General features: G+C 71.4%; 16 protein-coding genes. 7 read left to right on the top strand and 9 right to left on the bottom strand.

Features of this window, described 5'->3' with window-relative positions; all coding sequences use genetic code 11:
* Positions 1 to 60: 60 nt before the first annotated feature.
* On the bottom strand, positions 61 to 1,167 hold the full coding sequence (locus ACI2L1_RS30650; protein WP_404742639.1) for a DUF6777 domain-containing protein: 1,107 nt from the start codon (positions 1,165 to 1,167) through the stop codon (positions 61 to 63).
* 171 nt (positions 1,168 to 1,338) lie between these two features.
* Here ACI2L1_RS30650 and ACI2L1_RS30645 point away from each other — a divergent pair, with 171 nt between their 5' ends.
* Both ACI2L1_RS30645 and ACI2L1_RS30640 read left to right on the top strand, forming a co-directional pair.
* Positions 1,339 to 2,616, top strand: a complete 1,278-nt coding sequence (locus ACI2L1_RS30645) for a streptophobe family protein (RefSeq protein ID WP_404742638.1) — start codon at positions 1,339 to 1,341, stop codon at positions 2,614 to 2,616.
* A gap of 44 nt (positions 2,617 to 2,660) precedes the next feature.
* On the top strand, positions 2,661 to 3,080 hold the full coding sequence (locus ACI2L1_RS30640; protein WP_404742637.1) for a nuclear transport factor 2 family protein: 420 nt from the start codon (positions 2,661 to 2,663) through the stop codon (positions 3,078 to 3,080).
* An 85-nt stretch (positions 3,081 to 3,165) separates the two neighbouring features.
* Here the strand turns inward: ACI2L1_RS30640 and ACI2L1_RS30635 are convergent, their stop codons facing one another.
* From ACI2L1_RS30635 to ACI2L1_RS30620, 4 genes are all read right to left on the bottom strand, one after another.
* Positions 3,166 to 4,137 (bottom strand): serine/threonine-protein kinase, encoded by a 972-nt coding sequence (locus ACI2L1_RS30635; protein WP_404742636.1) that lies wholly within the window; start codon positions 4,135 to 4,137, stop codon positions 3,166 to 3,168.
* Complete coding sequence (locus ACI2L1_RS30630) at positions 4,127 to 4,660, bottom strand: hypothetical protein (protein ID WP_404742635.1); 534 nt, start codon at positions 4,658 to 4,660, stop codon at positions 4,127 to 4,129. Before ACI2L1_RS30630 ends, ACI2L1_RS30635 begins: the two co-directional genes overlap by 11 nt.
* 7 nt (positions 4,661 to 4,667) lie before the next feature.
* Entirely contained in the window at positions 4,668 to 7,001 is a 2,334-nt protein-coding gene (locus ACI2L1_RS30625; RefSeq protein WP_404742634.1) for an FHA domain-containing protein, read from the bottom strand.
* 79 nt (positions 7,002 to 7,080) lie between these two features.
* The gene (locus ACI2L1_RS30620; RefSeq protein ID WP_404742633.1) at positions 7,081 to 7,491 is read right to left on the bottom strand and encodes a hypothetical protein; all 411 of its coding nucleotides are present in this window, start codon (positions 7,489 to 7,491) and stop codon (positions 7,081 to 7,083) included.
* A gap of 332 nt (positions 7,492 to 7,823) precedes the next feature.
* On the opposite strand from ACI2L1_RS30620, the gene ACI2L1_RS30615 reads away from it, so the two are divergent.
* Both ACI2L1_RS30615 and ACI2L1_RS30610 read left to right on the top strand, forming a co-directional pair.
* Positions 7,824 to 8,207, top strand: a complete 384-nt coding sequence (locus ACI2L1_RS30615; protein ID WP_404742632.1) for a nuclear transport factor 2 family protein — start codon at positions 7,824 to 7,826, stop codon at positions 8,205 to 8,207.
* A gap of 72 nt (positions 8,208 to 8,279) precedes the next feature.
* Positions 8,280 to 8,564 (top strand): DUF1905 domain-containing protein, encoded by a 285-nt coding sequence (locus ACI2L1_RS30610; protein ID WP_404742631.1) that lies wholly within the window; start codon positions 8,280 to 8,282, stop codon positions 8,562 to 8,564.
* Between the two features lie 3 nt (positions 8,565 to 8,567).
* Here ACI2L1_RS30610 and ACI2L1_RS30605 read toward each other — a convergent pair whose 3' ends face one another.
* The 3 genes from ACI2L1_RS30605 to mgrA form a co-directional block, all read right to left on the bottom strand.
* A complete protein-coding gene (locus ACI2L1_RS30605) occupies positions 8,568 to 10,025 on the bottom strand; it encodes an NAD-dependent succinate-semialdehyde dehydrogenase (protein ID WP_404742630.1) in 1,458 nt (485 codons plus the stop codon).
* A 29-nt stretch (positions 10,026 to 10,054) separates the two neighbouring features.
* Positions 10,055 to 11,308 (bottom strand): aspartate aminotransferase family protein, encoded by a 1,254-nt coding sequence (locus ACI2L1_RS30600; protein WP_404742629.1) that lies wholly within the window; start codon positions 11,306 to 11,308, stop codon positions 10,055 to 10,057.
* A gap of 146 nt (positions 11,309 to 11,454) precedes the next feature.
* The gene (mgrA, locus tag ACI2L1_RS30595; protein ID WP_404742628.1) at positions 11,455 to 12,450 is read right to left on the bottom strand and encodes an L-glyceraldehyde 3-phosphate reductase; all 996 of its coding nucleotides are present in this window, start codon (positions 12,448 to 12,450) and stop codon (positions 11,455 to 11,457) included.
* Positions 12,451 to 12,573: 123 nt separating this feature from the next.
* On the opposite strand from mgrA, the gene ACI2L1_RS30590 reads away from it, so the two are divergent.
* The 3 genes from ACI2L1_RS30590 (at position 12,574) to ACI2L1_RS30580 (ending at position 15,595) form a co-directional block, all read left to right on the top strand.
* Entirely contained in the window at positions 12,574 to 13,491 is a 918-nt protein-coding gene (locus ACI2L1_RS30590; RefSeq protein WP_404742627.1) for a LysR family transcriptional regulator, read from the top strand.
* Between the two features lie 67 nt (positions 13,492 to 13,558).
* Positions 13,559 to 15,058 carry a carotenoid oxygenase family protein gene (locus ACI2L1_RS30585; protein ID WP_404742626.1) on the top strand — a complete coding sequence of 500 codons (1,500 nt, stop codon included), beginning with the start codon at positions 13,559 to 13,561 and terminating at the stop codon, positions 15,056 to 15,058.
* 27 nt (positions 15,059 to 15,085) lie between these two features.
* Entirely contained in the window at positions 15,086 to 15,595 is a 510-nt protein-coding gene (locus ACI2L1_RS30580; protein WP_404742625.1) for a DinB family protein, read from the top strand.
* Here the strand turns inward: ACI2L1_RS30580 and ACI2L1_RS30575 are convergent.
* Positions 15,583 to 16,656 carry an adenosine deaminase gene (locus ACI2L1_RS30575; protein ID WP_404742624.1) on the bottom strand — a complete coding sequence of 358 codons (1,074 nt, stop codon included), beginning with the start codon at positions 16,654 to 16,656 and terminating at the stop codon, positions 15,583 to 15,585. The genes ACI2L1_RS30580 and ACI2L1_RS30575 overlap by 13 nt on opposite strands.
* Positions 16,657 to 16,669: the final 13 nt, after the last annotated feature.

Genomic DNA, 16,669 nt, shown 5'->3' with positions numbered 1-16,669 from the left:
CGTCGCAGTCCCGGAGAATCGTCACACCGCTCAGGACGCCGGGTCGCTGTACAGGGACGCCTATTGTGTCGTCCCGGTCGTTGCGCCGGAGACGAGGGGTGGCCCTGGCGGCGAGGTTTCGGGGGCGGCGGGCTCCTCACCCGGGGATTCGCTGGTGGGCGGCTGCAAGGAGGGCGTACTCGGGCCCGGCGAGGACGGGGCTGTGGAGGTCGGCGGGGTCAGCGTGGACACGCTCACCGACGGGGAGGGCCGCACGGGCGGGTCGGTCTTGTGGTCCTTGTGGCCGGTGTCTCCGCGGTGGCGGCCGATCCAGTCGTCGTGGTCCGGGTCGTAGATCACGAAGACGTTGATGACGGTCACCGAGGGCACGACCGCGACCACGTTCGAGGGGTGGTACGACGACCAGGTGTCCCCGGTGTGCTTCGGCGTGGTCCGCTGGGCGACCGGCGGGGTCAGCGGGTTGCCGCAGGCGCAGCGCGTACGGGGCACCCCGTGGCCGTCGACGAGGACGGCGGTGCCTGCCTGGAGGACGGCCTGGTAGCTGGTGGCGGCACCGTCGCGGTAACCGTGGTTGGTGACGCGGGTGTCCATGCGCAGCTGGACGGGTGTGAGCGAGCGCAGATAGGCCGGTACTCCGGACGGCTGGACGCCGGCGACCGAGGCGAACGCCTTGTTCTTCGCGGGGGCCGCCCGGAGGGCCTTGATCTGCTTCTCGACGTCGCAACTGGAGACGTTGCGGGTGCCGCCGTAGAGGCCGGGTGCCGCGCCGTCCACGCCGCGTACGGCGTTCAGGGGCTCGGAGGCGCCGGTCGGGGAGGCGGAGACGGGCGGGGCGGAGTTGTCCTTGGCCGTCGACTCGGTGAAGGGGTCCGGGCCCGTCTTGGCGGCGGCCTGCAGGAAGACCTCGCCGCCGCCGCTCGCCTTGTTCGAGCCGCCGTCGGGGCGGGTGAGGACGACCGCGAGGACCACGGCGGCCACCACCGCGGCGGCGATCATCGCGACCCGTGGAGCCGACCTCCACCAGGGGCGGCGGGGTTCCGGCGTCGGTGCCCCGGCACTGCTGCCCGGGGGCTGCGAAGGCGGGCCCGAGGGCGGCTGCGAGGGGCCTGACAGCGGGCCGGAGGGTGGGCCGGTGGGGCGGCCCGACGACGGCGGTTCGACGCTCACGAGGTCTTCTTCCCGACGCGGGATCCCTGCGGCATGTGCTGTGATTGCCCCGATCAAGCCGCATATTTCCGCGACGTACCTATTGTTTGCTCCGGTCCGGTGCGGCCCGCAAGCGGACGCGGACGGACCTCTCGGCGGGCGGGCCGTGCCCGGGCTGCTTAGCGTGGCAGGGTGAGCCCGCGATCACCCTCCGCCCAGGCAGCCGTCGCTCGCCACGGCTGGGCGCAGGCCGTGGCCACGGTTCTGGGCACTCTGGTCGCCATGGGGGTCGTCGCCGCGCTGGGGCTGTGGGGTGCGGGCGCGACCGACCTCCCCGAGAACGCGTTCCCCCGGGTCGTCACGGCGACCGTCGTCACGGCCGTCGGCGGCACGGTCAAGCTGTCGGGAAGCGCGGGTGGACTCGCCGACAGCGAGGCGGGTCTGACCGTGATCCCCCTCTCCGTCACCCTCACGGGTGCCTTGGTGCTCGGCGCGGGCTTCCTGCGCCCGCTGCGGCACCGTGCGGTCGCCGGCGGCCCGGAACTCGCCGGCTGGGCCGCGAGGATCGCCGTCCTGTGGCTGCTGGCGCTGCTCGCGCTCGCGTACGCGGCCCGCCAGACGTTCAAGCTCTCCCTGGGCGACGACACGCTGGGTGACCTGGGCGATCTCTTCGGCGTCTCCCCCGAGGTCGGCTTCACCACCGACGTCCCTCAGACTCTCCTGTTCGGCCTGCTGTGGCTGGCCGGTGTACTGGTCCTGGCTCTCCTCGTGTCCCGTCGGGCTCCGCTGCCGGGCCGGCTGCTGCCGTTCCAGGAGTCGGTGCGGCCGGCCGCGCACGCCATGGTCGTCCTGCTCCTCGCGTACGTCGTTCTCGGCATCCTCGTCGCCCTGCTCGTCGCCGTGACGCGGGGCCATGCGCCCGAGACGCTCGCGGTGATCCTGCTGGGGCTGCCGAACCTGGTCTGGCTCGCCCTGACGATCGGTCTCGGCGCTACCTGGAACGGCCGGGTCGAGGGCCCCTTCGGGCTGCCCATGCCGCACCTCCTGGACGAGGTGCTGCGCTCCGAGGACACCGCCACGCTCAACCTGCGCACGCTCGCCGAGCACGACGGCCGGGTCTGGTGGCTGGTGGTCGTCGACGCGGTTCTGCTTCTCTCGGTCGCGTTCCTCATGGCGGCCCGCTCCCCCGCGCGCGTCCGCGCCTGGCGGCACGCCGTGCACCTGGCGGTCGCCCTCGCCCTCACGGTCCTCATGATCTGCCTGGTCGGCCGGATCTCCGCCCACTACGGCCTCTCGGTGCTCGGCATCGGCGACCTCGGGGGCGACCTGGGCGGGGACCTCTTCCTCAAGCCGGAACTGTGGGCGGCGATCGGCCTCGGCGCGCTGTGGGGCCTGGTCGCCGGCTTCCTGGGCGCGCTGCTGGCCCGTCCGGTTCACCGCAAAGGGGAGATCAAACCGGCTGACGCGTGACGTGGGGCGTGGCAAGGTGCGCTCAGCCGAGGAGAGGGCAGCACATGGCGTTGGCGCTGGAGGACCGGCTGGCCGTGACGGAGTTGATCGCGCTGCACGGCCACCTGGTGGACGCAGGCGCGCTGGACCGGCTGGACGAGGTCTTCACCCACGATGTCGTCTACGACCTGTCCGACTTCGGCCAGGGCGAGGTCGTCGGGCTCGCCGCGCTGAAGGAGGCCGCGCTGGCGCTGGGTGCCGGTAACCCGGTGGCACACCACGTCACGAACGTGATGGTCGAGGAGGTGACCTCCGACCGGGTGTACGCCCGCTCCAAGGGCCTGGGCGTCATGGCGGACGGGTCCTGCGGCTCGGTGACGTACGAGGACACGGTGGTCCGCGGCGGCACAGCCGGCTGGCGTATCAGCCACCGCAGGGTGCTGGCGCGAAGGGTGCCTCTCAACGGCCTGAGCAGCGCCCGGTAGGGGCGCGCGGCCGTGTCGACACGCGGCTCCGCCGCGTGGGCGCGACCAGCCACAACGGCGCCGCGGCCGATCAACGACCCATTCGTCAGCGGAAAACAGGGGCGGCCCACCGAGGCGGCTGCTTCGGCCGTGTCTCACCCGGTTCCACGGCCCTCAGGTCGACCTCCGTCGGCGGGTGACCCCCCGTCGCGGCCGACCGGAGCGCCGCGACGAACTGCAGGCACGAGTCGTGGCGGTCGTCGGGACTCTTGGACAGCGCCTTGGCGAACACGCCGTCGAGCGCGGGAGGGAGCTCAGGACGTGACTCGGAGACCGCCGGAGGGGCGTCGTACTGGTGGGCCCACAGCAGGGCCATGTCGTCGTCGCGACGGAACGGCGGGTGCCCGGCGAGGGACTCGTAGACCACACAGGCGAACCCGTAGACGTCGCAGCGGCCGTCCACCGGTCGGCCCGAGATCTGTTCGGGGGCCACGTAGTCGAGGGTGCCGACGAACTGGCCGACCGTCGTGAACCCGGTCAGTGACAGGGACTTCTTCGTGAGGCCGAAGTCGGTGAGGTAGACGTGCTCGGGGTGGTCGCTGTCGGTGCCGCGGGCGACCAGGATGTTGCCGGGTTTCACATCCCGGTGGACCAGCCCGTGCTCGTGGGCCGCGTCGAGCGCGGAGGCGACCTGGGCGGCGATGCGGAGGGCCGTGGGGAGGGGCAGCGGGCCTTGGCGGTCCAGGAGATGGCGCAGATCGCTGCCGGAGACGTAGCGCATGGCGATGTACAGGAGGCCGTCCGTCTCCCCGGCCTCGAAGACCGGGACGATGTGCGGATGGTCGATCGCGGCGGCCACCCGGGACTCGTGGCTGAAGCGGTTGCGGAAGGTGTCGTTGCGGGCGAGTTCGGGGGCCAGCAGCTTCAACGCCACCGTGCGGTCAAGACGCAGGTCCCGGGCGCGGTAGACGACGGCCATGCCGCCGCGGCCGATCTCCCGCTCGATGCGGTAGCCGGCGACCTGCCGGCCGACCAGTTCGGAGGGGCGGCCGGAGAAGAGGCCGGTCTCACGTGCCATCGCGGGTCACGACCTGGGTCGGGGGGTGTCCGCCCGTCTGCGGCCCCTCGTCGGTGGCGTAGGTGCTCAGCCGGGTCCCGTCCGCGTACACCCAGCGCCCGTGCTGGGCGTCGTACAGCCAGACGTGCTCCCCGTCGACCACCACCCCGGTCCGAAGCCCCCGGGTGCGGCCCTGGAAGCCCTCTCCGTCGAGGCGACCGCCGGAGAGCTCCTCGACGGCGGCCCGGTAGCGGGCGAGGGTCTCGTCGGCGCGGGCCAGCAGGGGGCGCGGGTCGGCGGATCGGGCGAGCGGCGCGTCGGGGGCGGGCGGGTCCTGGGGTACGGCGACCAGGTAGCGGCCGTCGACCCACGCCGACCAGCCGTTGGCGCACAGGACGTGCGCCCAGTCCCCGCGCCGCTCGACCAGCTGGACGGGCAGGAGCGGGTCGAGGGGGACGGTGGGGCGGGCGGGATCGGGGGCCTCCCAGGCGGGCATGCCGAGGCCGGGGACGACGTGGGTGGGCCGGAAGCCGGGGGTCGTCATAGGCGGCCTACTTCCGCATGACGGCGGGTTCGTGGCGGCGCAGCAGCCGGGAGACGACGTATCCGAAGAGCACGGACAGGACGACGAGCATGCCGATGTTCAGGAGCCACACGCCCGTCGAGTGTTTGAAGAGCGGGTCGCCGGTGAGGTCACCCGGCACGATCCGGGCGAGGCCGATGGTGCCGGCCATCGCGCCGAGCGCCCAGCGGGAGGGCACCAGCCAGGACAGCTGCTCCAGGCCGGGGACGCCGTCGAGTTTCAGCAGGGCACCGCAGAAGACCACCTGGACGATGGCGAGCAGCACGAGCAGCGGCATCGTCACCTCCTCCTTGCGCACCAGCGCGGAGACCAGCAGGCCGAGCATCATCGCCGTGAACGCCAGCAGAGCGACGGCGATCGTGATCTCGGCGAGGGGTGGCAGCAGCACGCCTTCGCCGCCGGGGGCGCCCAGGTCGACGCCCAGCAGGGCGACAAGGGTGAGGACGACCGCCTGCACGACCGTGATCGTGCCCAGGACCACCACCTTCGACATCAGGTACGCCGATCTGGACAGGCCGACGGCCCGTTCCCGCTGGTAGATGACCCGTTCCTTCACCAGCTCGCGCACCGCGTTCGCGGCGCCCGTGAGGACGCCGCCGACGCACAGGATGAGCAGGGCGTTCATGGCGGTGTCGCGGGTGAGTTGGCTGCCCGCGAGGGCCCGGGCCATGGCGCCCATCACGAACGGCAGGGCGATCATGATGACGAGGAAGGTGCGGTCGGCGCCGAGCGCGGCGGTGTAGCGGCGGATCAGGGTGCCGAGCTGGGCGCCGCGGCTGCGGGGCCTCGGCGGGGGCGCGATGATGACCGGCTCCGAACGGGGCATCCGGGGCTGTGCGGTCGCCTCGGTGACGTACTGGTGCTGGAAGGCCGAGGTGCGGAAGTCGCCTGCCCAGTCCCGGTCCTGGTCCCGTTCGAAGGCCTCGAAGGCCTCGGGCCACTGCTGGAAGCCGAAGTAGGCCAGGGCGTCCTCGGGCGGGCCGTAGTAGGCGATCTTCCCGCCGGGTGCGAGGACGAGGAGACGGTCGCAGACGTCGAGGCTCAGGACGCTGTGGGTGACGACGATGACCGTACGGCCGTCGTCGGCGAGGCCGCGCAGCATGTGCATCACCGAGCGGTCCATGCCGGGGTCGAGTCCGGAGGTCGGCTCGTCCAGGAAGAGCAGGGACGGCTTGGTCAGCAGCTCCAGGGCCACGCTGACCCGCTTGCGCTGGCCGCCGGAGAGGCTGTGCACGGGCTGCCCGGCGCGTTGCTCCAGGCCGAGCTCGCGGATGACCTCGTCGACCCGTTCACGACGCTCGGCCTTGGCGGTGTCCTGCGGGAAGCGCAGTTCGGCGGCGTAGGTCAGGGCGCTGCGGACGGTCAGCTGGGCGTGCAGGATGTCGTCCTGCGGGACCAGACCGATGCGCTGGCGCAGTTCGGCGTAGTCACGGTAGAGGTCACGGCCGTCGTAGAGGACGGTGCCGTGGTCGGCGGGGCGCTGGCCGGTGAGGGCGTTGAGGAGCGTGGACTTTCCGGCGCCGCTCGGGCCGACGACCGCGAGCAGGCACTTCTCTCCCACTGGGAAGGACACGTGGTCGAGGAGCGTCTTGCGGCCGCGGTCCAAGGCAACCGTGAGGTCCTGGACGTCGAGGGACACCTCGCCGGTGTCGACGTACTCCTGGAGTGTGTCGCCGACCAGGCAGAACGCCGAGTGGCCGATGCCGACGATGTCGCCGGGGCCGATGGACGCGCCGGTGACGGGCCGGCCGTTGAGGTAGGTGCCGTTGTGGCTGCCGAGGTCGGCGATCTCGTACGTCCCGTCGGGCAGGGCGCGCAGTTCCGCGTGGTGGCGGGAGACGACCAGGTCGTCGATCACGAGGTCGTTGTCGTCGGCGCGGCCGATGCGGACCGTGCGGGTGGGCAGCGGACGTACGGCGGTGGGCTGCCGGTAGGTGCCGGTGAGGCCCGGCATCGACACGGCGGAAGGGCGCTCGGGGGCGGGGCGGCCCAGCAGGACCGCGCAGGGGCCGTCGGCGGGGCTGCCGAAGTGGATCACGCTGCCGGGGCCGACGTACCGCTCGTGGACGCGGCGGCCGTCGGCGTAGGTGCCGTTGGTGCTGTCCTCGTCCTCAAGGGTCCAATGGTCGGCCTCGGGTCGCAGCACCGCGTGGTGCCACGAGACCCGGGCATCGTCGATGACGATGTCGCTCAACGGGTCGCGACCGACGTGGTAGTCCTGGCCCGGGCTCATCACCGTGGAGCCGGTGTCGGTCTCCAGGACGAGCTCGGGCGCCGTCGGTGCGACCGGCTGCTCCGCCATGACAGAATTCTACCGATTCACCCCTTTGGTCGCCTGGCGGCGTGGAGGGGTGACGGGAGTCGGGACGGCTGCCCGCGGCTCAGGCCACGGGCGTGAACAGCGCGGAGGCCGTCCGGTGCATTCTCACCGCGTCCACGGACTCGGCGAGCAGTTCGTACTCGGTGGTGTCGTCACTGACGGCGATCCGGATCAGCCGTCCGGCCGCCAACTCGTCTGCGACCAGCTCCTGTTGACCCGGATCGGCACACCAGGCCCGCATGACACCGGGCACGTCGAGCACGGTGTCGGCGACGGGCATCAGGGCGCCGGCCGGGAAGTGCCCGGCCTCCGGCTGCGGGTCTAATCGGTCCGCGATCCACGAGGCGCGGTCGCGCAGCCACCACAGGGCCAGGGCGAGCGTGGGCGCGCGGTAGGTTCCGAGGGGTACACCGATGCGCCGCCCGTCGCAGATGCCGTACCCCGTGACATGGCACAGGAATTCGTCGTGCACGATCCACTCCCCCGCTCGCTCCGATCATCTGTCGGCAGGGCCTCGCTTTCCGTGCGGCTCTTGTGCGGTACGCGGCTCTCAGTGCTGTCCGTGACGGGCACTTCGCTCGATGTGAAGGGCCTGTCTGTTGAGTATGTTCACTACTGAAACACTGTCACCACATCTTTCCGGCCAGTCTCCTGGCATATTCACCGGCACCCCTGGCCGAAATCTGACGGGTACGCACTCAAACGTCATTACCCGAGAAGTAATCGACGGTTCCGAGTGGCCCGGGCAGGGTTGCGTCACCAGGTCCCACCAGCACAGACGACCTCGACGGAGGCTGATCGCCCATGCCCGCGAACACGGATCGTTACGAGAACGCCGTCGCCCTCTACTTCGAAGCCTGGAACGCCCGGGAGCCGGAGGCACGCACGAAAGCCGTGGCGGCCGCCTGGGCGATCGGCGGCGGCTACACCGACCCCCTCGCCGACGTGGTCGGCCACGAGCAGATCGCCGCGGTCGTCGCGGCGGCCCACGAGCAGTTTCCCGGCTTCGCCTTCCGGCTCACCGGCGCCGTCGAGGGGCACCACGACACCGCGCGGTTCTCCTGGGAACTGGTCAGCGAGGTCGACGGTTCGGCGCCCGTCGCCGGATCCGACGTGATCACGCTGGCCGGAGACGGCCGGATCAGGACCGTGCTCGGGTTCCTGGACCGGGTTCCGGAGGGGGCGTGAGGGATGGCCGCGATGAGTTTTCCCCTTGCCGGTGGTCTCTTGAAGAGGTAGCCGTCGGCGAGGGAGAACATCATGGCCACGACCGGAAAGGTGGACGCGGAATTCACCGCGGTCCTCAGCAGGAACCCGGAGAAGGGCAGTTGGACCTGTGTCCACTGGCCCTCCTCCGTGGAGTTCTTCGGCACCCGCGGACTGGTGAAGGTCCGCGGGACGATCGACGGGCACCCCTTCCAGAGCTCCTTCATGGCCCTCGGCGACGGCACCCACATGCTGCCCGTGAAGGCCGAGGTGCGAAAGGCCATCGGGAAGGAGGCCGGTGACACGGTGACCGTGCGGCTCTCGGAGCGGATCGGCTGAGGGTCAGGCCTCCACGACGGGAATGGCGAGGTACTTGTACTCCAGGAACTCGTCGATGCCGACGCGTCCGCCCTCGCGGCCGAGGCCGGACTGTTTGACACCGCCGAAGGGGGCGGCCGGGTTGGAGACCAGGCCGGTGTTGATGCCGACCATCCCGGTCTCCAGCCGTTCCCCCACTCGCAGGGCCCGGTCGAGATCCCGGGTGAACAGATAGCCGACCAGGCCCCATTCGGTGTCGTTGGCGGCGGCGACGACCTCGTCCTCGGTGTCGAAGGTGAGGACGGCGGCGACCGGTCCGAAGATCTCCGCCTGCATCAGCTTCGACTCGGGGCGAACCCCGGTGATGACGGTCGGCGGATAGAAGTGGCCCGGCCCGTCCGGGACTTCACCTCCGGTGATCACCTTGGCGCCGCGCCGGACGGCGTCCTGGACCAGTCCGTCGGCCTTGGCCCGTCCGCCCGCGTCGATCAACGGGCCCACCTGGCTGGCGGGTTCGGTGCCGGGGCCGACGTCGAGGGACGCCATCCGCTCGGCGAGCCGCGCGGCGAACGTGTCGACGACCGACCGGTGGACGAAGAAGCGGTTCGCGGCGGTGCACGCCTCGCCCATGTTCCGCATCTTCGCGACCATCGCACCGTCGACCGCCCGGTCGAGGTCGGCGTCCTCGAAGACGATGAACGGGGCGTTCCCGCCCAGCTCCATCGACGTCCGTACGACCGTGTCGGCGCACTGGGCGAGCAGCAGCCGTCCGACCTGCGTGGACCCCGTGAAGGACAGCTTGCGCACCCGTCCGCCGCGCAACAGTGGCTCGACCACCCCGGCGGCGTCCGTGGTGGTGACGACGTTGAGCACACCGTCCGGCAGCCCGGCCTCCTTGAGGACGCCGGCGAGGGCGAGGCTGGAGAGCGGGGTCTGCGGGGCGGGCTTGAGGACCATCGTGCAGCCGGCCGCGACCGCGGGGCCGATCTTGCGGGTGCCCATGGCGAGCGGGAAGTTCCACGGGGTGACCAGCAGAGAGGGGCCGACCGGCTGCCGCATCACCAGCACACGGTTGGCTCCGTCGGGGGTGCGGGTCAGGCCGCCGTCGATGCGGACGGCCTCCTCGGAGAACCAGCGGAAGAACTCGGCCGCGTAGGCGACCTCGCCGCGCGCCTCCGCGAGGGGTTTGCCCATCTCCAGGGTCATCAGGAGGGCGAGGTCCTCGCGCCGGTCGAGGAGGATCTCGTAGGCGCGGTGCAGGATCTCGCTGCGTTCCCTGGGCGCGGTGGCGGCCCAGGCCCGCTGTGCCGCGACGGCCGCGTCGAGGGCGCGCTGTCCGTCGGCGGGCGAGGCGTCGGCGACCTCGCACAGCCGTTCGCCGGTCGCGGGGTTCTCCACGGGGAAGCGGGCGCCTTCGGAGGCGTCCTGCCAACTCCCTTGGACGAAGAGCTGCTTGGGGACGGTGTCGATCACGTCGGTCATGTGCGGATACCTCTCCAAGGGGTGGCTCGTCAGGTCGTGGCTGCGGCGACGGCCGCCGACCAGGCGCGCAGCCCCTCGTCGATGCCGGCCTCGTCGACGATCAGCGGCGGGATCATGCGTACGACGTTGCCCCAGGGACCGCAGGGCAGCAGAAGCAGCCCCTCGTCCACGGCGGCCCGCAGAACCCGGGCCGCCGTGTCGGCGTCGGGTTCCCCGGTCTCCGTGACGAACTCGCTCGCCAGCATGAGTCCCAGGCCGCGGACGTCCCCGATCCCCGGCGTCTTCGCGGCGACGTCCTCCAGTCCTGTGCGCAACCGGGCGCCCATGGTGGCCGCGTTGGCGACCAGACCCTCCTCCTCGACGACGTCGAGCGTGGCGAGGGCGGCCGCGCAGGCGACGGCGTTGCCGCCGTAGGTGCCGCCCTGCGAACCGGGCCGTGCCCTGTGCATCAGCTCGGCGGGAGCCGCGATGCCGGACAGCGGGAAGCCGCTGGCCAGGCCCTTGGCGGTGACGACGATGTCGGGGCGGACGTCGAAGTGCTCATGGCCCCAGAAGCGTCCGGTACGGCCGACTCCGGTCTGGATCTCGTCGAGGATCAGCAGGATGCCGTGCCGGTCGGCGCGCTCGCGGAGCCCTTGCAGGAAGGCGGTGTTGGCGGGGACGTAGCCGCCTTCGCCGAGCACCGGTTCGACGATGATCGCCGCGGTGTCGTCAGGATCGGAGACGGTCTGGAGCAGCTGGTCGAACTCGCGCAACGCGAAACGGGTCGCCGTCTCCTCGTCCCAGCCGTAGTGGAAGGCGTGCGGGAACGGGGTGATGACGACCCCGCCCATCAGCGGGCCGAACCCGGTGCGGACCTTGGTGCCCGAGGTGGTCATGGACGCGGCGGCGACGGTGCGGCCGTGGAAACCGCCGTGACAGACGACGACGTTGGGCCGTCCGGTGGCCTGGCGGGCGAGCCTGAGCGCGGCCTCGACCGCCTCGCTCCCGGAGTTGACGAAGAAGAGGCTGTCCAGACCCTCCGGGAGGACTGTGCCGAGCCTTTCGGTGAGGCGTTGCAGGGGGCGGTGCATGACGGTCGTGTACTGGCCGTGGATCAGGGTGGCGACCTGTTCCTGCGCGGCGGCGACGACCTTGGGGTGGCAGTGTCCGGTGCTGGTGACGCCGATTCCGGCGGTGAAGTCCAGGTAGCGGCGGCCGTCGGCGCCGAACAGATGGACCCCCTCGCCACGTTCGACGACGACGGGTGTGGCCTGGCGCAGGTGTTCGGACAGTTGGGTCATACGGCAGCTCTCCCACGGCGGGTGAAGGTGCGGGGTGCACCTTCACCCTGTGGCCATGGGGGCGCCAGGGTCAACGGGGCCTGGGCACCGGCCTGAAGCAGGTGCCCGGTCCGCTCAACTGCCCGAGGCCATGACGACCGGGTCGGTCACGCCTTGATGATCGCGTCGATCTTCGCCAGTTCCTCCGTGTCGAAGTCCAGGTTGGCGATCGTGCCCACGCTGTCCTCGATCTGCTTCGGGCTGCTCGCGCCGACCAGGGCGGAGGTGACACGGCCGCCGCGCAGGACCCAGGCGAGGGCCAGCTGGGCGAGGGTCTGGCCGCGGTCCTTGGCGATGGCGTCGAGCTCGCGGAGCTGGGCCACCAGGTCCTCGGTGAGGGCGTCCGAGTTGAGGAAGGGGCTGTCGCTCGCGGCGCGGGAGTCCTCGGGGATGCCGTCGAGGTAGCGGCCGGTGAGCACACCCTGCTCCAGCGGCGAGAAGACGATGGAGCCGACCTGGAGCTCGTCCAGGGCGTCGAGGAGGCCCCCGTCCTCGGGACGGCGGTCCAGCATCGAGTAGCGCGGCTGGTGGATGAGGAGGGGGGTGCCGAGCTCGCCGAGGATGCGGGCGGCCTCCCGGGTCTGCTCGGCCGAGTAGTTCGAGATGCCGACGTAGAGCGCCTTGCCCTGCTGGACAGCGGTGTGCAGGGCGCCCATCGTCTCCTCCAGGGGAGTCTCCGGGTCGGGGCGGTGCGAGTAGAAGATGTCGACGTAGTCCAGGCCCATCCGCGTGAGGCTCTGGTCCAGCGAGGACAGCAGGTACTTGCGGGAGCCCCACTCGCCGTACGGGCCCGGCCACATCAGGTAACCCGCCTTGGTGGAGACGACCAGCTCGTCGCGGTACGCCGCGAGGTCGGACTTCAGGGCCTCGCCGAACGCGGACTCGGCGGCGCCGGGCGGCGGGCCGTAGTTGTTGGCGAGGTCGAAGTGGGTGACGCCGAGGTCGAAGGCGCGGCGCAGGATGGCCCGCTGGGTCTCGACGGTACGGTCCGCCGGACCGAAGTTGTGCCACAGGCCGAGCGAGATCGCGGGAAGCTTCAGGCCGCTGCGGCCGGTGCGCCGGTAGGGCATGTCCACGTAGCGGTCGGGGTGTGCGGTGTACAACGCGACTCCAGAGGGTTGGCACGGTGGAACCAGGGTCTTGAACCTGTTTCCACTCTTTCGCGACCTGGGGGCATTGGTCCAACAGAAGAATCCGATGGAATTCAGCGGATAGGCTTCTCAATCATGGAACTGCGCCATCTCCAGCATTTCGTGGCGGTCGCCGAGGACCAGCACTTCACCCGGGCCGCCGAGCGGCTGCTCGTGTCCCAGTCGGGGCTGTCCGCGTCCATCCGGGCACTGGAGCGGGAGCTGCAGACCCCGCTGTTCGTGCGGACCACCCGCCGGGTGACGCTCACCCCGGCCGGGCGGGCGCTGCTCGGCGAGGCCGAGCGGATCCTCGCGCAGGTGCGGTCGGCGCACGAGGCGGTGGCCGCGGTGCAGGGCGTGCTGCGCGGGATGCTCGCGATCGGGTCCGAGCAGTGCATCGCCGGGCTGCATGTGGCGGGGCTGCTCGCCGCGTTCCGACGGCAGCACCCGGACGTGGAGATCTGTCTGCGTCAGGCGGGGTCGGCCGCGCTCGCGGAGGAGGTGGCCGCCGGGCGACTGGACCTGGCCTTCGCCGTGCGGGCGGCGCAGGAGGACACCGACCAGTTGCGGGTCGTACCGCTGTCGAGCGAGCCCATGACCGTGCTGTGCCATCCCAGCCACCGGCTCGCGGCCGCCGGAGCGGCGGTGACGCCGGAGGATCTGGTCGGTGAGGTGTTCGTCGACTTCCATCCGGACTGGGGCCCGCGCCGCACCACCGACGCCGCGTTCACCACCGCGGGCCTGCGCCGTAACGTCGCCCTGGAGGTCAACGACGTGCACAGCCTCCTCGACCTGGTGGACGAGAACCTGGGCGTGGCGGTCGTACCCCGGCACTTCCGGCACAAGCGGGAGTCGCTGACCGCGCTCCCGGTGAAGGGCACCGGCGAGACCGTGTACGAGACGGTCGCACTGCTCCCGCCCTCGCAGGCCACGAGCCCGGCCGCCCGGGCCCTGATGTCCCTGCTGGAAACAGGGGGTCTGGGTACACCCCCGAACGGGGCTCACCCCTCGTGACCTGATCCGTCCCGCGCACCAGACTCGTGACCGTTCCCGAGCACAACTACGGTCAGGAGCAGGGAAGATGGCGGATCCCACACGACGGAACGTACTGCGCGGCGCGGCGGCGATCACGGCGGCCGGTGCGCTCGTCGGCACCGGAGCGGGCGCGCTGCCCGCCGCGGCGGCGCCCCGGACGGCGCGTCGCTTCCCCTTCCTTGATGGGGCGTTCGAGCCTGTCACCGAGGAGCTGACGGCCTTCGACCTGCCGGTCACCGGCCGCATCCCACGCGAGCTGAACGGCCGCTATCTGCGCAACGGCCCCAACGCGCTGGGCCTGGAGGACCCGCGCGCCCACCACTGGATGCTGGGCGAGGGCATGGTGCACGGTGTGCGGCTGCGCGAGGGCCGCGCCGAGTGGTACCGCAATCGCTGGGTGCGCTCCTCCCAGGTGGCGAAGAAGCTCGGCGAGCCCTACCCGGGTCCCGTGCCGCCGGACGACTTCCCGTGCAACACCCATGTGATCCCCCACCGTGGGCGGATCCTCGCACTCCAGGAGAGCGGGCCGCTGCCGTACGAGCTCGACGAGGAGCTGAACACCGTCGGCACGTACGACTTCCGGGGCACCCTGGAGGGCGCGTTCACCGCGCACACCAAGTTCGACGCGTACGCCGGTGAGCTGCACGCGATCGCCTACTACCCGACCTGGGACCACCTCCGGCACCTGGTCGTCGACCCGAGCGGCCGGGTCTCGCGCAGTACCAGGATCCCGGTGGCGGACGCGCCGATGATCCACGACTTCGCGCTCACCGAGAACCACGTGGTGATCCTCGACATGCCGGTCACCTTCGACCCGGCGGGTGCCGAGCGCGGTGACATCGTGCCGTACGTCTGGAACGACCGGCATCCGGCGCGGATCGGCGTACTGCCGCGGAAGGGCGGTGCGGTCCGCTGGTTCGAGGTCGACCCGGTGTACTACTCGCACACCCTCAACGCCTACGAGGAGGGACCGAACCTCGTCATCGACACGACCGATTTCGACGCGCCCTTCCTGGTGGCGGGCAACGGCTCGGGCGGCCCGTACTCGGCGGGCACTCCCCGGCTCGACCGCTGGACGATTGACCTGCGTCAGGGCCGGGTGCGGGTCAGGACCCTGGACGACCGCCCGCAGGAGTTCCCGCGGGTCAACGAGGCGCTGGTGTCCCGTCGGCACCGCTTCGGCTACGCGGCGGCGTCCGCGGAGATGGCGGTGGCCTATCAGGCGGTCGACGGCAACCCGCCTCCCGACCGGGCGTTCAGCAACGCGCTCATCAAGCACGACCTGCTGCGCGGCACCTCACAGGTGCACCGGCTGCCCCGGGGCGCGGCGGCGAGCGAGGCCGTGTTCGTGCCGTCCGACCCGGACGACGGAAGGGCCGCCGAGGACGACGGGTACGCGATCGCATATGTGCACAACCCCGATCGCGGGGCCTCGGACCTGGTGATTCTCGCGGCCCAGGACTTCACGGCCGAGCCGGTGGCGCGGATCCATCTGCCGGGCCGGGTGCCGCTGGGCTTCCACGGGAGCTGGATTCCCGACGCATGACGGGGAGCGATGCGCGATGGTGGAGGCATGCATGCCAAGGACATCCTCATCGACGGGTTCACCCGCATCCAGGAAGAAGTCCACGCCGCCGTCGAGGGCCTGACCCCCGACGACCTCCACCGTCGCCCCGGCCCCGACGCCAACTCCGTCGCCTGGCTGGTCTGGCATCTCACCCGGGTCCAGGACGACCACGTGGCCGGTGCCTTCGGACTCGACCAGGTCTGGCTGACGCAGGACTGGGAGAAGCGCTTCGGCCTCGACCTGGGGCCCCGTGACATCGGGTACGGCCACACCTCGGCGCAGGTCGCCAAGGTGCGGGTCGACTCCGCGGACCTGCTGACCGGCTACTACGACGCCGTCCAGGCCCAGAGTCTCGACGCCCTGCGCGGTCTGACCGCCGGGGATCTGGACCGCGTCGTGGACGAGAACTGGGATCCGCCGGTGACGCTCGGCGTCCGGCTGGTCAGCGTCCTGGCCGACGACTGGGAGCACGTCGGCCAGGCCGCCTATCTGCGGGGGCTGTATCAGAGCGAGTAGCCCGGCAGGACGACGTCCTCGATGAGGGCCTTGCGCTCGTCGAACGGGATGAAGGCGCTCTTCACCGCGTTCACCGTGACCGTACGCAGGTCCTCGACGGTCCAGCCGGCCCCCTCGACCAGCAGGGACATCTCCCGGGTCATCGTGGTGCCCGACACCAGCCGGTTGTCGGTGTTCACGGTGACCCGGAAGTCCAGCTCCTTCAGGGCCGTGATGGGGTGCTCGGCGATCGAGGTGGCCGCGCCGGTCTGGAGGTTGGACGTCGGGCACATCTCCAGGGCGATACGGCGGTCCCGGACCCAGCCCGCGAGCCGGCCGAGCTTGCCGGCCGCGAGGTCGGGGATGTCCTCGGTGATCCGCACACCGTGCCCGAGTCGCTGGGCGCCGCAGACCTGCACGGCCTGGTGGATGCTGGGCAGGCCGTGGGCCTCACCGGCGTGGATGGTGAACGGCACGCTCTCGCGGCGCAGGTGCTCGAAGGCGTCCAGGTGGTCGGCGGCCGGGAATCCGTCCTCCGCGCCGGCGATGTCGAAGCCGACGACACCGGCGTCCCGGAAGGCCACGGCCAGGTCGGCGGCCTCGCGCACCCGGTCGAACATCCGCATCCCGCACAGCAGGGTGCCGACCCGCACCGGGGTGCCCGCGGCGGCTGCCTTCACCATTCCGGCGGCGAGGCCCTCCTGGACGGTCTCGACGACCTCGGCCAAGGTCAGCCCGCCGTTGGTGTTCAGCTCGGGGGCGTAGCGCACCTCGGCGTACACGACCCCGTCGGCGGCCAGGTCGAGGACGTACTCCTCGGCCGTGCGCAGCAGGCCCTCGCGGGTCTGCATGACGGCGAGGGTGTGCTCGAAGGTGCCTATGTAGCGCACCAGGTCACCGGAGCCCGCGGCCTCGACGTACCAGGCGGCGAGCTCGTCGGGGTCGGTGGTGGGCAGGGTGTGGCCGACCTCGGCCGCGAGCTCCACGAGAGTGGCGGGGCGCAGGCCGCCGTCGAGGTGGTCGTGCAGGACGGCCTTGGGGAGGCGGCGGATCAGGTCGGCGTCTACGCGCGTAGCGGTCATGGCGGGGTCTTTC

Origin of the sequence: Streptomyces sp. NPDC019531, assembly GCF_044903305.1 — a bacterium.
GTDB lineage: Bacteria > Actinomycetota > Actinomycetes > Streptomycetales > Streptomycetaceae > Streptomyces.
Note: the sequence above shows the minus strand (reverse complement) of the source record. Positions and strands in the feature narration are given on the sequence as shown.